This window comes from Frondihabitans peucedani, assembly GCF_039537585.1.
Lineage (GTDB): Bacteria > Actinomycetota > Actinomycetes > Actinomycetales > Microbacteriaceae > Frondihabitans > Frondihabitans peucedani.
On sequence record NZ_BAABAU010000001.1, the window covers coordinates 2,101,361 to 2,116,250 of the forward strand.

Below are 14,890 nucleotides of genomic sequence, written 5' to 3' on the forward strand. Positions count from 1 at the left end.
TCGTGTTTCACATACCCTAAGGCACATTCTGGTGAGAGTCGCGAGGCGTGCCCCCCGAAGACGTGACGCGAGGACGCCTCACGAGTCCTAACGGGCTCCCGGGGGTCGCCGATAGAGCAGTGTGAGCACGGATCGCTCGTCCCCAGGCCACGGATCGGCCGCCCTCTGCCCCTCCTTCGTGAAGCGAGCATCCTCCGTGCTGGAATCCGTGACATCCCGAGCTCTCGAGAGCGCCCTCGACGGCCTCTCGATGCGACAGAAGGCGATCGCCAACAACATCGCCAACATCAACACCCCCGGTTACACCGCCGAGCGCGTGTCCTTCGAGGACGCCCTGGCGAAGAGCGTCCAGCAGGGGAACGGCGCCACGACCGCGACGATGTCGCGCTCCCTCGAGCCCACCCGCGAGGACGGCAACAACGTCAACCTCGACACCGAGACCCTCAGCAACACGACGACCGTGCTGCAGTACCAGTTCGCGACGCAGGCCGAGAACCAGGTACTGACGAGCATCCGCGCCGCACTGAAGGACGGCTGACCATGGGCATGTTCGACGCGATCGGGATCGCCGGCACCGGCCTCACCGTGCACCGCAAGTGGCTCGACGCCATCTCCGACAACATCGCCAACGTCAACACGGTCAAGCCGATGTCGGGCGCGGCGTTCCAGGCCCGCTACGTCGAGGTGCAGGAGGGCGAGGGCGTCTCCGGCGTCTACGTCAAGGGCGCGGCCTTCGGCAGCGCGGCCGGCCGTGTGACCTACGACCCCACCGACCCCCAGGCCGACAAGAACGGCTACGTGCGCATGCCCGACATCGACCTCGGCACGCAGATGGCCGACCTGATCATGGCCCAGCGCGGATACCAGGCGAACGCAGCGGTCGTCGACCGCGCCAAGACCTCCTACGAGGCAGCACTCGAGATCGGACGCAACTGATGGCCATCTACCCCGTCAACGGGACCTTCCCCGTGTCGTCGACCATGTCGCCGTCCACCGTCGGCGAGACGACCGACGCCTCCGCCGTCAACGGCATGGACGCGACCCCCACGACCGGCGCCTCGTCGTTCGGCAACGTCATCGACGGCCTCCAGGCCCTCCAAGGCCAGTCGCAGGATCTCGCCGTCAAGGCCGTCACAGGCAGCGTCGACGACGTGCACACCGCCACCATCGCGGCCACCCGCGCCCAGGTCACCCTCGAGCTCGTCGCCGCCGTCCGCAACAAGGGCGTCGACGCGTTCAACGAGATCATGAGGATGCAGGCCTGATGCCCCCCGCGCTCCGAAACATGCTCACCGGGCTCGGTGCCCGGATCAACTCGTTCTCGCTCGCCCAGAAGACGCTGGCGCTGCTCGCGGTCGCGGTGCTCGTCCTCGGGACGGTCGCCCTCACGTCCTGGCTCACCAAGCCGGCCTACACGCCCCTCTTCACCGGGCTCGCCGCGACCGACGCCTCGAGCGTCGTCACGCAGCTGCAGACCGACAACGTGCCGTACCAGCTGACCGACGGCGGCTCCACGATCCTGGTCCCGCAGTCGCAGGTGTACGCCGAGCGCCTCAAGGCGGCCTCGGCCGGCCTCCCCGCCGACAACTCGGGCGGCTACGCGCTCCTCGACACCATGGGCGTCACCGCCTCGGAGTTCCAGCAGAACGTCACCTACAAGCGCGCCATCGAAGGCGAGCTGGCGAAGACCATCGGCGCCCTCGACGGCGTCGAGACCGCCAGCGTCCAGCTCGCGATCCCGCAGGAGACCGTGTTCGCCGACCAGAAGAAGGACCCGACGGCGTCGGTGTTCATCGCGACCAAGTCGGGCGTCACGCTCACCACGGAGCAGGTGCAGGCGATCGTCCACCTCACCTCCGCCGCGGTCGAGGGCATGAAGGCCACCGACGTGTCGGTCGTCGACTCGAAGGGCGACGTCCTGTCGGCCGTCGGCACCGGAGCCACCGGCAGCGCCTCGCAGCAGGCCGGGGAGTACCAGACGCAGACGCAGGCCGCCGTGCAGGCCATGCTCGACAAGGTCGTGGGCGTCGGCAACTCCACCGTCGTGGTGGCAGCCGACATGAACCCGAACTCGGGCACGAAGACGACCGAGTCGTTCTCGACCCCGACCGGGGGAGCGCAGCCGCTCTCCGAGTCGAGCACCAAGGAGTCGTACGGCGGCAACGGCGCGGGAGCATCCGGGACTGGCACCACCGGCGTCCTAGGCCCCGACAACATCGCGGTCCCGAGCGGTGCCGCCTCCTCCGGCACCGGCGCGTCCGGGAGCGGCGGCTACGTCAACGAGTCCTCGACGAAGAACAACTCCGTCGACAAGACCACCGAGTCGACCTCCATCCCCGCCGGCGGGCTCACCAAGCAGACCGTCTCCGTCGCCATCGACAGCAAGATCGCCGCCGGCCTGAACATGTCGAGCATCTCCGACCTCGTGTCGAAGGCCGCCGGCGTCGACACCTCCCGCGGCGACCAGGTCAGCGTCCAGTCGGTCTCGTTCGACAACTCCGGGGCCAAGGCCGCCGCCGCCGCCCTCAAGGCCGCGAACGCCCAGGCCGCGAGCGACAGCATGTGGCAGACGGTCCGCACCGGCCTCATCGCCGCCGCCATCGGCATCCCGCTGATCCTCGCCCTCTTCCTGGCGACCCGCCGCGGGCGCCGCCAGCAGCGCGAGAACATCGACCTCGGCGAGATCTCGGCCGTCCCCGCCACCTGGCCCGGCGACCCGGTCACCAAGCCGCTCGCCCTCGACGACGTCGAGGCGCGCCGCCTGCTCGAGTCCTCCCAGCCGGTCACCGCACCCACCGTCCAGCTCCCGTCGCTCGACGGCGAGGGTGCGACCCTCGAGCGGAAGCGAGCCGAGATCGACGCCCTCGCCGGCACCGACCCCGACCGCACGGCCGAGCTCCTCCGCGGCCTCCTCGACGACAGGCAGAGCGTATGAGCCCCGCCGCGTCGACGGCCGAGCTGAGCGGCGCGCAGAAGGTCGCCGTGATCCTGATGCAGATGGATCAGACCCGCGCCGCCGCGGTCATGCAGAAGTTCAGCGACCAGGAGGCCGACGAGATCACGGCCGAGCTCGTCAAGATGCGCCGCGTCGAGGCGTCCGTCGCCGACACCGCCGTCTCGGAGTTCCACGACCTCACCACCAAGGGGCGCGTCACCCGCCGCGGCGGCCGCGACTTCGCCGTCGGCCTCCTCGAGGCGTCGTTCGGCTCCGAGCGTGCCGCCGGCGTCATGGAGCGCCTCGCCTCGACGATGGCCGGCAAGTCGTTCGAGTTCCTCGACGCCGCCGACTCCGGGCAGCTGCTCACCCTCCTCGACGGCGAGCTGCCGCAGACCATCGCGCTGGTCCTGGCGCACCTCAAGGCCGACCAGGCCTCCGCCGTCCTCACCGGGCTCGACGTCGGGCTCCGCACCGACGTCGCGCAGGCCATCGCCACCATGGGCACCGCCACCCCCGAAGCCGTCGGCATCGTCGCGCAGACGCTGAAGGTCCGCGCCGGAGCCGTCGTGGCCCCGCGCGAGCAGGTCGAGGCCGTGGGCGGGATCCAGCCGCTCGTCGACATCATCAACCGGTCGGACGCCGCGACCGAGCGCATCCTGCTCGAGGGTCTCGAAGCGCGCGACCCGGCGCTCGCCGAAGAGGTGCGCTCGCGCATGCTGACCTTCGTCGACATCGTCAAGCTCGACGCCCGCGACATCCAGCAGGTGCTGCGCGGCATCGACGCGGCCGTCCTCGCGATCGCGATGAAGGGCGCGCCGGAGGCCGTGACCGAGGTCATCCGCGCCAACGTCTCGGAGCGCAACCGCGAGCTGCTCGACGACGAGATCCGCGCCGCCGGCCCGGTCCGGATGTCGCAGGTCGAGGAGGCTCGCGCCTCCGTCGTCCGCGCCATCCGCGAGCTCGAGGCCGAGGGTGCGATCACCGTCCAGCGCGGCGACGAGGAGGCCCTCGTTGAGTGAGCAGACCCTGGCCCCGCAGACCCTGGCCCCCGCCTTCGCCCGCGTGGCGTTCCCGGTGCTCCGCGATCCTGCTACCGCCGTCCGGGAGGACGAGGCCGCAGCCCGCGGGCACGCTGCCGGCTACGCCGCCGGGCTCCGCGCTGCCGCCGCCGAGACGGCCGCCCTCCGCGCGTCGCTCCTCGCCGACCACGAGGCCGTCCTCGCCCACCACGCCGCCCGGACCGACCGCGCCGTCTCGGTGCTGCAGGCCGCCGCGGCGTCGATCGACGCCCGCCAGCTCGCGCTCCGCACCGAGGCGCAGGAGACGCTGGTCGCCGCCGCGCTCAGCCTCGCCGAGGCGATCCTGGACTACGAGGTCCGCACCAACCCGGCCTCGACGGTCGTCGCCGCACTCGGCCGCGCCCTGACCGTCGTCGACCCCGCCGAGGTCGTGAGCGTCCGGCTCAACCCGGTCGACGTCGAGGTCCTGCCCGCCGACGCCGCCGACGAGCTCGGCGTGGCGATCGTCGCCGACCCGGGTGTCGCTCGCGGCGGCGCGGAGGCCGACCTGGCCGCCGGCTTCATCGACGCCGCCCTCGGCACCGCTCTCGAGCGCGCCCGCGTCGAACTCCTCGGGGGTGGCGCGTGAGCCTCACCATCGACCAGCCCCGGTTCGCCAGCGCCGTCCGCGCCGCCCGCCCGCAGCGCGTCGGCGTCGTCTCGAGCGTCGTCGGCCTCGGACTCACGGTCACCGGCCTCGACTCCGCCATCGGCGAGCTCGTCGAGATCGGCGCACCCGACGTGTCCGCCTCGGGCGAGGTCACCCGCCGCCTGGCCGAGGTCGTCGCCACAACGGCCGACGGCGTCCGCTGCATGCCCCTGGGAGCGATGACGGGGGTGCGGTCGGGCATGGCGGTGCGTCCCACCGGCCGCCCGATCCTGGTCCCCACCGGCCGCGGGCTCTTCGGCCGCGTCATCGACGGCCTCGGGCGTCCGATCGACGGGAAGGGGCCCCTCTCGTTCGACGAGCTCGTGCCCCTCGACCACCCGACCCCGTCGGCCATGGGACGTGCCCGTATCGACACGCCCCTGCAGCTGGGCGTCCGCGCCCTCGACACCCTGACCACCGCGGGTCGCGGCCAGCGCCTCGGCCTCTTCGCAGGATCGGGCGTCGGCAAGTCGTCGCTCCTGTCGATGATCGCCCGCGGCACCGACGCCGAGGTCAGCGTCGTCGCCCTCGTCGGCGAGCGCGGCCGCGAGGTGCGGGAGTTCCTCGAGGACGACCTCGGCCCCGAGGGACTCGCCCGCTCGATCGTCGTCGTGTCCACCTCCGACGAGCCCGCCCTCATGCGCCTCCGCGCCGCGTTCGTCGCGACCCGCATCGCCGAGTCGTTCCGCGACCGCGGCGCCGACGTGGTCCTGATGATGGACTCGCTCACCCGCGTGGCCATGGCCCAGCGCGAGATCGGCCTCTCCGTCGGCGAGCCCCCGGCCACCCGCGGCTATCCGCCGTCGACCTTCTCGACCCTCGCGACCCTCCTGGAGCGCGCCGGCACCGACACCACCGGCTCCGTCACGGGCCTCTACACGGTCCTCGTGGACGGCGACGACCACAACGAGCCGATCGCCGACGCGGCGCGGTCGATCCTGGACGGCCACATCGTCCTCGACCGGAAGCTCGCCGTCACCGGGCACTTCCCGTCGATCGACGTGCTCGGCTCCATCTCGCGCGTCGCGTCGAAGGTCATCTCGCGGGAGCAGTCGGCCGACGCGCGCCTCCTGCGCACCGTGATGGCCGCCCGCAAGCAGGCCCAGGACCTCATCGACGTCGGGGCCTACCAGCCGGGCACCAACCCGCTCGTCGACGCCGCCGTCGCCCACCAGGGCGAGATCGACGCGTTCCTCCAGCAGCGCATGGACGACCAGACCCCCGCCGACCAGGCCTGGGGCCGCCTCCGCGCCCTCGGCGCCCTCCTCGGGGGCGGTGCCTGATGGCGATGAAGCCGTTCTCGCTGGCCGGGCTCATGCGGGTCCGCCACGCGCAGCAGCAGAAGGCCATGGCCGAGCTGTCCGACGCCAACCGCGGCATCCGCGACGTCGCCGAGCGCCGGGCCCGCACCGAGCGGACCCTCGCCGACGCCGTCGGAGACAAGGACGTCGTCACCGACGCCGCCACCCTCAACGCCGTCGCGGCCGCCCGCGCCTCGACCCGCGGCATGCTCGCCGAGCTCGACGCCGTCGCCGCCGAGCGCCGCGTGGTCGCCGACGCCGCGCAGCAGCAGTACAACGCAGCCCGCGCCCGGTCCATCGCCCTCGAGAAGCTCGAGGCCCGTCACGCCGTCGCCGCTGCGGCCGCCGACCTCCGCGACGAGCAGATCGCGCTCGACGAGATCGCCTCCGTCGCGCACACCCGAGACGACCTCCAGGGGGAGCAGTCATGAGCGTCACCGACGTCCTCAGCCGGATCTCCGAGATCCAGAGCACCATCGCCCAGATCCAGAGCGGATCGCTGGCCGACAGCGCGACCGCGTCGAGCACCTCCGCCGACGGGGCCGACTCCGCGTCGACGTTCGCGTCCGCGCTCGCCGCAGCCGGTGTCGATCCTGCGTCGACCGTGCCGACCGGCACCGCGACCGCGGCGACCGACGCCCTCGACTCCACCGCGGGGACCACCGCGACACCGGCCTCGCCGACGGGCGGCCTCGTGAACAACGGCGTCACCGGTGCCGACGTCGTCGCCGACGCCAAGAAGTACCTCGGCGTGCCCTACGTCTTCGGCGGCACCACCCGGAGCGGCATGGACTGCTCGGGCCTCGTCCAGACCGTCTTCAAAGACCTCGGCATCACGATGCCCCGCGTCGTCCCCGACCAGGCGAACATGGGCGTCAAGGTGCCCGACCTCGCCCACGCCCAGCCCGGCGACATCATCACGACCAAGAGCGAGGGCCACATCGTCATCTACCTCGGCGACGGCAAGATCCTGCACGCTCCTCGCCCCGGAAAGGACGTCAGGATCATCGACAACTACCTGAAGGACAGCGACATCGGCGAGATCCGCCGCATCGTCCCGGCGACCGCGACCGCGACCACCTCGCTGGCCTCGCTCTCCGGTGCCTCGTCGCTGTCGTCGCCCTCGTCCGCCTCGCAGTCCGACCTCGTCACCGCCGCCCTCCAGCAGCTGATGGCCTCGAGGGGAGTCGCCGCGTGAGCGCCGTCCCGTCCCGCGGCACATCCGTCGTCGACCTCGCACCGGCGCGCCCGGCGCGGCCCGCTGCGGCGGCCGGCGGGTCGGCGTCGTCGCCCTCGTCCGCGTCGTCGGCCTCGTCCGCGTCGTTCGACCAGGCGATGCAGGGAGCGCAGGATGCTCCGGCCGCCACCGCGACGGACCGCCGCGAACAGGAGGCCCAGGGCTCCGAGTCGCGTCCCGACGACTCGTCGCGTGCGGGTCGCCGCGAGCACCGGCACGGCGCCGCGTCCGCGTCTGCGTCCGACGACGCGTCCGCTGTCGCTGACGCCTCCGCGCCTCCTGCTCCGGCTGCCGCCGGGGCCGTCGCCGCGCTTCCCGGGTCGGCCGCCCTCGGGCTCGCCGGCCTCCTCGCCGGTGCTGCAGCTGCCGCCGCCGTTCCCGCGACTCCGGCCACCGCGGACGCTGCTGCTGCCGCGACCGCCGCCGCCTCGGTCGTCGCCGCTCCGGCCGGCGTTCCCGCCGCTGTCCCGACAGCCGCCGCGTCGACAACTCAGGATGCAAGCATCCTCGCGGCACCGACTCCCGCACTCTCCGGCGCTGCCCGCGGCCTCGATCCTGAATTGTCGACGCCGGCCCCTCTCGCCGGGGCGCTCGCCACCGGCGCCGCAGCCGCCACCCCGGCCGCGACCCCGCGCACCGCCGCCATGACCACCCCTGCATCGGTCGCCACCCCGAGCGCCGCCACCGCCCCGTCGGCAATTCAGGATGCAGGCACCGCCCGCCCCGCTGCGGCGCCGTCGCTCCCGGCGTCCGGTGTCCCGGGTCCTGAGAAGTCGACGCCCGCCGCTGCGAACCCCGCGCCGGCCTCCGCGGCCGTGCCGTCGACGGCGGCTGCCGCGACGACCGGAGCGACCGCCGCCGCCACCTCCGCGGCGTCGACGCCTGCCACCGCGACGGCCGCGACCACCGCCGCCCCGATCGTCGTGCCCGCGTTGTCCGCCGCCCCGGCCGGCGCCTCGACCGCCGCCACCGCCCAGCCGGCCGTCGCCGGGGCTCCGGCTGCTGTCGCCGGCGCCTCGAACACCGGCGACGCCGGCGGCTCGACCGGTGGCACCGGCACCGGCGCAGGCACCGCTGCCACCGCCACACCCTCGACCACGGCCGCCGCCGCCGGTCAGCCCGCCGCCGACTCCGCCACCGCGTTCGCCGCGGCCACGCAGTCCGTCGCCCCTGCGGCGCCCACGGCCCCGGCCGCCGCGACCGCCGCAACGACGGCCCCGCAGGCCGCCGCCCAGCCGCAGCCGCTGCAGACGCAGCTCGCCCGCCCCCTCTTCACGCTCGCCGCCGCGGGCCACGGGGAGCACACGGTCACCGTCCAGGTCACGCCCGACGCCCTGGGGCCGGTCACCGTCCGTGCTCACGTCGGAGCCGGGCCCATGCGCGTCGAGCTCTACGCCCAGTCAGACGCGGGGCGCGAGGCCGTGCGCGGGATCCTGCCGGATCTTCGCCGCGACCTCCAGTCGGCCGGCGTCTCGACGAGCGTCGACCTCTCCAGCCAGAACCAGCCCTCGGCTGGCAACGGCCAGGGTCAGGGGGCGCAGCAGAACCAGCTCGGCGCGGGTCAGCAGAATCAGGGCCCGGCGACCCCGCAGGGCCTCGCCCGCGCCGCGTCCGACTCCGATCGCGCCGCGGGGCTCGACGACTCCCCGGCAGCCGCATCCCGCGTGCTCGCCGGCTCCACCTCCATCGACGTGATGGCCTGAAAGGACTCATCCCATGGCACTCGACGGCATCACCGGCACGGTCTCCACGTCCGTCCCGCAGACCAGCACCGCGACCCGGGCTCCGAAGCAGGAGATGGACAGCGACATGTTCATGCAGCTCCTCGTGAAGCAGCTCCAGAACCAGGACCCCTCGTCGCCGATGGACACCAACGCCATGATCGGCCAGACGACGCAGCTGGCGATGATGGAGCAGATCACCAACAACACCACCACCGGCAACGAGAACTTCTCGCTGCAGATGCGCATCTCGGCCGCGAACCTCGTCGGCAAGCAGGTCTCGTACACCGACGCCGCCACCGGCACCGACGTGAAGGGCACGGCGAGCGCCGTCTCGTTCGCAGGATCGGTGCCCACGGTCACCATCGGCGGCAAGGAGGTGCCGCTCGACTCGATCTCGGGCGTCATCGACCCCGCGAGCGGCGCGACCACCCCGGCGACCACGCCGGCGACCACCCCGCCGGCCGCCACGACCCCGGCTCCGGCTCCGGCTCCGGCCCCCACCACCCCGGCCACCCCGGCCTCCTGATCTCCCCACGCGCACAGACCCTCCCATCCGAAAGAAGAGAACAATGCTCCGTTCGCTCTACTCCGGCATCGCCGGCCTCCGCGCCCACCAGACCATGCTCGACGTGACCGGCAACAACATCGCCAACGTCAACACCGTCGGCTTCAAGGGCTCGGCCACCGTGTTCCAGGACACCCTGTCGCAGATCACCAAGGGCGCCGGCGGACCGCAGGAGGGCCTCGGCGGCACGAACCCCGCGCAGGTCGGCCTCGGCGTGCAGGTCGCGGGCATCACCACGAACTTCGCGCAGGGCTCGGCGCAGGCCACCGGCAAGGCGACCGACCTGATGATCTCGGGCGACGGCTTCTTCGTCACCAAGAACGGCAACGAGAGCGTCTACACCCGCGCCGGAGCCTTCGACTTCGACAGCCAGGGCCGCCTCACCACCACCGACGGCAAGATCGTCCAGGGCTACCCGGCCACCGACGGTGTGGTCAACACCAACGGCGGCCTCTCGGACGTCACCCTCCCCGTCGGTGCGACCTCGCCCGCCGAGGCCACGACGAAGGCGTCGGTCGGCGGCAACCTGCCCTCCGACTCGGCGACCGGCACGAAGATCACCCGCGACGTCGACGTCTACGACAAGCAGGGCACGAAGCACACGCTCACCCTCGACTTCACGAAGACGGCCGCAGGATGGAGCGTGGCCGGCGACGACGGCCAGGGCAACACCGGCACCGCGGCCCTCGCCTTCACGAACGGCAAGCAGACCGGTGCCTCCTCGATCAGCATGGGCGGCATCACGGCCGACCTCTCGTCGGTGACCGGGTACGCGAGCCTGTCGACGGCGGCGATCTCCGACGTCGACGGACGCCAGGCCGGGACCCTGAACGGCTACACGATCTCCGCCGACGGCACCCTCATCGGCTCGTTCTCGAACGGCGAGTCGCAGGCGCTCGGTCAGGTGGCCCTCGCCACGTTCACCAACCCGGCGGGTCTCGAGAAGGTCGGCAACTCCGGCTACGTCGCGACCGCCAACTCGGGCGCCATCGCCCTCGGCGCCCCCGGCCAGCCCGGCCGCGGTGCGCTCGCCGGCGGCACCCTCGAGATGTCGAACGTCGACCTCTCGCAGGAGTTCACCAACCTGATCGTCGCCCAGCGCGGCTTCCAGGCGAATGCCCGCATCATCACCACCTCCGACGAGGTGCTGCAGGAGCTCACCAACCTCAAGCGCTAGCCCCCGCGCCGCGCATTCCGGCCCGAGACACGTGTTCCACTGCGTGTCTCGGGCCGTTCTGCGTGTCGCGGGCCTCGGCCCGCCTGCGTCGGTGTCGTGATGAAGGTCCCGGTGTTACGCTCGTGAAATGCACATGTCGAATGTGAGTACACGAACGAAGGAGTTCTCATGGGCACGGTCCACAACCGCACGGCGGCCCTCATCCTGCTGTCGACAGCGCTGATCAGCGCATCATTCACACCCGTCCTCGCAAATGCAGCGCCTGCGCTATGGGCTTCAGCGCTCGCCGTCTCAGCAGGCGCGGTGGGCCTCGCGATGCGCCTCCCCTCGTCGAGGGCCCGTCAGAGGTCTGGCTCGAGGCCGAGACGTCTCCGCGGGCTCGTGATCGTCGCGTGCCTCGTCGTGGGCGGCCTGGTCGGCTCCCTCGTCGTCCAGGCTCCCAGTGCCCATGCAGATCCTGTCGCTGCGGGTCCCGCTCCTGCCGTCGTCCCGGCCGCGCGCGTCGACGTGTCGCCGACACGACTGATCGATTTCGCGCAGGCTCAGGCCGATCTCACCCCGATCACCGGCGACGAAGCACGAGACCTCGTCGGTCGGGCGCGGCAGACCGAGACTCGACCCCGAAGCGGTTTGGAGGCCGACTACGCGAACGCTCGCGCGTTCCAGGCCGGATCCGTACGCATCGTCAGCGTCCCCCTGCTCGGGAGGGATCTGCCACAGGTGTCGAACCTCACCTTCGTCGCGACCGACGAGACTGTGGACGTCGTCGAGAATGCGGCCTCGCTGATCGACGACGAGCACGCGGTCTACCGCTCCTGGACCGATGGACGCCTTACCCGTGACGTCGTCCTCACAAAGCCCGGCTCCGACCCCGACGCGGCCGCGAGCGCCAGGGGATTCAGCATGGACAGGCTCAAGAAGTGCCTGAACGAGAACGGCATCGCCTGGGCCGTGCTGCTGGTGGTGGGAGTCTCGTGCTCCGCCGCATGCGCCACGGCCGTCCTCTGCCTGCCCTGCGTCGCGCTGTACGCGGGGATCACCGGCGGTGCTCTGAGCAGATGTGTCGGCTACGCCTTCGGGTGACACCGCGGGCCATACTCGAGAGGCGCGCGCTCGACGCCGAGCGCGGCAACGGACGGAGTCGCAATGGCAGTGCTCGACAGATTCTCGATGACGGGGCGCACAGCCGTCGTCACCGGCTCGACCCGCGGTCTCGGCCGCGCCTTCGCGAGGGCGCTCGCTGAGGCGGGGGCGAACGTGGTGATCGTCGGTCGCGACGCGTCGGCCGCCGCCGAGGTCGAGGCGGAGCTGCAGGATCTCGGCGTCGGCGTCCTGACGGTCCTCGCCGACGTCACGCGGCGTGACGACATCGAGCGCCTCCTCGACGAGACGGTCGCCCGGTTCGGTCGGGCTGACGTCCTGGTCAACAACGCCGGCGCCTGCATCCACAAGCCGGCGCTCGAGGTCACCGACGACGAGTGGCGCGAGGTCATGAGCGTCAACGTCGACGGCCTCTGGATGGCGAGCCAGGTCTTCGGCCGCCACATGATCGAGCGCGGAGCCGGCGCGATCGTCAATGTCGGCTCCATGTCGGCGTCGATCGTCAACCGCCCGCAGTGGCAGCCGGCGTACAACGCGTCGAAGGCCGCCGTCCAGCACCTGACCCGCAGCCTCGCCGCCGAGTGGGCGCCGCTCGGGGTGCGCGTCAACGCCATCGCCCCGGGCTACATGCACACCGACATGGCGCCGGTCGACGACCCCCGCTTCCACCGTCACTGGATCGAGGACACCCCGCAGGAGCGCGCGGGCGAGCCCGACGAGCTGGGCCCGGCGATGGTGTTCCTGGCCAGCGACGCGTCCAGCTTCATGACCGGCTCGGTCCTCACGATCGACGGCGGCTACAGCGTCTTCTGACGCGCGCCCGGGTCACCGGTTCCGGCCCGAGTCACGCAGCACGACGCGTGGCTCGGGCCGTTCTGCGTGTCACGACGACCTTCCGGCAGACAATCCGAGCACGACGCGCCTAACGCCGGGGGCACCCCTGCCGATAGTTGTCAGTGAGCAGCGCAGGATGCGCGCTCCGCGGAACACGGATGGACCGCGAGAATCACAGACCTAGGACGGGCCGATGATCGTCGTCACACGACTCAATGACAGTCAGTTCGCGATCAATCCCGACTTGATCGAGCGAATCCACGAGAACCCCGACACCACCCTCGTGATGGTGGACGGAGCGAAGTACATCGTCACGGAGACGATGGCCGAGGTCATCGACCTGGTGGCCAGGTACCGCTCCAGGATCGTGTCGCTCGCGTACGACGAGCCGGCGTCGACCGGCCAGAACCAGCCGGCATCCCGAAGCAGCGCCCGCACCCTCGAGCTCGTCCCGGCCCCCGAGCCGCTCCCGTTCTCGAAGGGGGTGTGACGTGGATCCCGCGACCATAATCGGCCTCGTCCTCGCCTTCGGCGCCCTCTTCGGGATGATGACGATGGAGCACGTCGGCATCGTCTCCATCATCCTGCCGGCCCCCATGATGCTCGTCTTCGGGACGACCATCGGCGTCGGCCTCGCCAGCGGCACCCTGTCCGACACGATCAACTCCTTCAAGTCGATCCCGGGCGCGATCCTGGCGAAGAAGTCCAATCCGGTGGCCTCGATCGACAGCCTCGTCAGCATCGCCGAGAAGGCGCGCTCGGACGGTCTCCTCGCTCTGGAGCAGGAGGCCGAGGGGGTCGACGACCCGTTCCTCAAGGGGGCGCTGCAGAGCGTCGCCGACGGCACGGACGGCGACGAGCTCCGCGAGCTCCTCGAGGAGGAGATCCAGTCGCGCACCTCGACGCTCCGGACCTCCGCCAAGTTCTTCATGTCGCTCGGCGGCTACGCCCCGACCGTCGGCATCATCGGCACCGTCGTGTCGCTCACCCACGTGCTCGAGAACCTCTCGACCCCCGACAAGCTCGGCCCGCTGATCGCGAGCGCCTTCGTGGCGACGCTCTGGGGCCTCCTCACCGCGAACCTCATCTGGCTCCCGCTCGGCGGACGCATCAAGCGCGTCATGGAGCTCGAGATCGCGCGGATGACCCTGATCATGGAGGGCGTGCTCGCCGTGCAGGAGGGCACGCAGCCGAGGCTCCTCGGCGAGCGCCTCCGCGCGATGGTGCCGAAGTCGCAGCTGCCCGCCGAGGGCAAGCTCGTGAAGTCGAAGAAGGTCTCGGAGGACGTGGCGGCATGAGCGCCTCGCGGAAGTCGCGCAAGGGGCACGGCGCCGAGGACCACGGCGACGACCACCCGGACGAGCGCTGGATGGCGTCGTACATGGACATGATCACCGTCCTCATGTGCATGTTCATCGTCCTGTTCGCCATGTCGAGCGTCGACGCCAACAAGTTCGCCGCCCTCAAGGAGTCGCTCGCGACCGGCTTCGGCCAGACCGAGACGAAGAAGGTCGACACCGCCTCGGGCACGGTCGTCAAGGCCGACCAGGTCACGAAGGACGGCTCCGGCTACTCCGCCTCGAAGACCGACGCCAAGACGGCGACCGCGTCGAGCGGCGAGAAGGCGACGAACAGCGACGCCGCAGGATCCGGGACGGCCACCACGACCGCGGCTGCTGCGGCCGCTCAGACCCCGGCGCAGGTCGCCGCCAACACGAAGCTCGCCACCAAGGAGGTCGACGACCTCGCCGCCATTCAGAACGCGATCTCGAAGAACCTCGGCGCGAAGGGCCTCACTCAGGACGTCACGTTCACGATCGACTCCCGAGGCCTCACCGTGCGGCTGGTCGGGTCGGAGACGTTCTTCGGCTCGAACTCCGCCGACCTGTCGACGATGGCGAAGCAGGTCATGGACGCGATCGCTCCCGTGCTGAAGGGCTCGGGGCACGACGTGTCGGTCGAGGGCCACGCCGACTCCCGCGACTCGACCTACCCGTTCGCGACGAACTGGGAGCTGTCGAGCGCCCGGGCGACCGGGGTCCTCCGCGATCTCGTGGAGCGCGGGGGGATGCCGCCGGCGCACATCCAGTCGGTGGGCTACGGCTCGTCGAGGCCGCTCGCCACCGGCACGACCGACGCCGACCTCGCGAAGAACCGGAGAGTCGACATCGTGGTCCTGTCGAACCAGACCGACGAGGTCAACGCCCTCCTGCCGAAGATCGCCGCTGCGGAGGCCGCCGCGAAGAAGTAGCTGCCTGATCGAGACATTCCTCTAACGCGAGGGAGCGGTCTGCCGATAGGGGTTC

17 protein-coding genes are annotated in these 14,890 nt (G+C 71.5%); all 17 read left to right on the forward strand.

Annotated features, from left to right (window positions below):
- Positions 1–196 precede the first annotated feature (196 nt).
- The gene (locus ABD733_RS09790; protein WP_344795486.1) at positions 197–538 is read left to right on the forward strand and encodes a flagellar basal body rod protein FlgB; all 342 of its coding nucleotides are present in this window, start codon (positions 197–199) and stop codon (positions 536–538) included.
- A gap of 2 nt (positions 539–540) precedes the next feature.
- Positions 541–936, forward strand: a complete 396-nt coding sequence (locus ABD733_RS09795) for a flagellar basal body rod protein FlgC (RefSeq protein ID WP_344795488.1) — start codon at positions 541–543, stop codon at positions 934–936.
- Positions 937–980: 44 nt separating this feature from the next.
- Entirely contained in the window at positions 981–1,265 is a 285-nt protein-coding gene (gene fliE / locus ABD733_RS09800) for a flagellar hook-basal body complex protein FliE (protein WP_425552900.1), read from the forward strand.
- A complete protein-coding gene (gene fliF, locus ABD733_RS09805; RefSeq protein ID WP_344795490.1) occupies positions 1,265–2,935 on the forward strand; it encodes a flagellar basal-body MS-ring/collar protein FliF in 1,671 nt (556 codons plus the stop codon). Before fliE ends, fliF begins: the two co-directional genes overlap by 1 nt.
- Positions 2,932–3,957 carry a flagellar motor switch protein FliG gene (fliG, locus tag ABD733_RS09810; protein WP_344795492.1) on the forward strand — a complete coding sequence of 342 codons (1,026 nt, stop codon included), beginning with the start codon at positions 2,932–2,934 and terminating at the stop codon, positions 3,955–3,957. The genes fliF and fliG overlap by 4 nt, the downstream gene beginning before the upstream one ends.
- Positions 3,950–4,585 carry a FliH/SctL family protein gene (locus ABD733_RS09815; RefSeq protein ID WP_344795494.1) on the forward strand — a complete coding sequence of 212 codons (636 nt, stop codon included), beginning with the start codon at positions 3,950–3,952 and terminating at the stop codon, positions 4,583–4,585. The genes fliG and ABD733_RS09815 overlap by 8 nt, the downstream gene beginning before the upstream one ends.
- A complete protein-coding gene (locus ABD733_RS09820) occupies positions 4,582–5,928 on the forward strand; it encodes a FliI/YscN family ATPase (RefSeq protein ID WP_344795496.1) in 1,347 nt (448 codons plus the stop codon). Before ABD733_RS09815 ends, ABD733_RS09820 begins: the two co-directional genes overlap by 4 nt.
- Positions 5,928–6,377: a hypothetical protein gene (locus tag ABD733_RS09825; RefSeq protein WP_344795498.1), complete on the forward strand. Its 450-nt coding sequence runs from the start codon at positions 5,928–5,930 to the stop codon at positions 6,375–6,377. Before ABD733_RS09820 ends, ABD733_RS09825 begins: the two co-directional genes overlap by 1 nt.
- Positions 6,374–7,144, forward strand: a complete 771-nt coding sequence (locus ABD733_RS09830; protein ID WP_344795500.1) for a C40 family peptidase — start codon at positions 6,374–6,376, stop codon at positions 7,142–7,144. Before ABD733_RS09825 ends, ABD733_RS09830 begins: the two co-directional genes overlap by 4 nt.
- Positions 7,141–8,886 (forward strand): flagellar hook-length control protein FliK, encoded by a 1,746-nt coding sequence (locus tag ABD733_RS09835; protein WP_344795502.1) that lies wholly within the window; start codon positions 7,141–7,143, stop codon positions 8,884–8,886. The genes ABD733_RS09830 and ABD733_RS09835 overlap by 4 nt, the downstream gene beginning before the upstream one ends.
- A 13-nt stretch (positions 8,887–8,899) precedes the next feature.
- Entirely contained in the window at positions 8,900–9,433 is a 534-nt protein-coding gene (locus ABD733_RS09840) for a flagellar hook assembly protein FlgD (protein WP_344795504.1), read from the forward strand.
- Between the two features lie 43 nt (positions 9,434–9,476).
- Positions 9,477–10,649, forward strand: coding sequence for a flagellar hook protein FlgE (locus ABD733_RS09845; RefSeq protein ID WP_344795506.1), 1,173 nt, complete (start codon positions 9,477–9,479; stop codon positions 10,647–10,649).
- Between the two features lie 168 nt (positions 10,650–10,817).
- Positions 10,818–11,732 carry a hypothetical protein gene (locus tag ABD733_RS09850; RefSeq protein WP_344795508.1) on the forward strand — a complete coding sequence of 305 codons (915 nt, stop codon included), beginning with the start codon at positions 10,818–10,820 and terminating at the stop codon, positions 11,730–11,732.
- Positions 11,733–11,819: 87 nt separating this feature from the next.
- The gene (locus ABD733_RS09855) at positions 11,820–12,563 is read left to right on the forward strand and encodes an SDR family NAD(P)-dependent oxidoreductase (protein WP_344795510.1); all 744 of its coding nucleotides are present in this window, start codon (positions 11,820–11,822) and stop codon (positions 12,561–12,563) included.
- A 214-nt stretch (positions 12,564–12,777) separates the two neighbouring features.
- The gene (locus tag ABD733_RS09860; protein ID WP_344795512.1) at positions 12,778–13,074 is read left to right on the forward strand and encodes a flagellar FlbD family protein; all 297 of its coding nucleotides are present in this window, start codon (positions 12,778–12,780) and stop codon (positions 13,072–13,074) included.
- A 1-nt stretch (position 13,075) separates the two neighbouring features.
- A complete protein-coding gene (locus ABD733_RS09865; protein WP_344795514.1) occupies positions 13,076–13,882 on the forward strand; it encodes a motility protein A in 807 nt (268 codons plus the stop codon).
- Positions 13,879–14,835, forward strand: coding sequence for an OmpA/MotB family protein (locus tag ABD733_RS09870; RefSeq protein ID WP_344795516.1), 957 nt, complete (start codon positions 13,879–13,881; stop codon positions 14,833–14,835). The genes ABD733_RS09865 and ABD733_RS09870 overlap by 4 nt, the downstream gene beginning before the upstream one ends.
- The last annotated feature ends 55 nt before the right edge of the window (positions 14,836–14,890 follow it).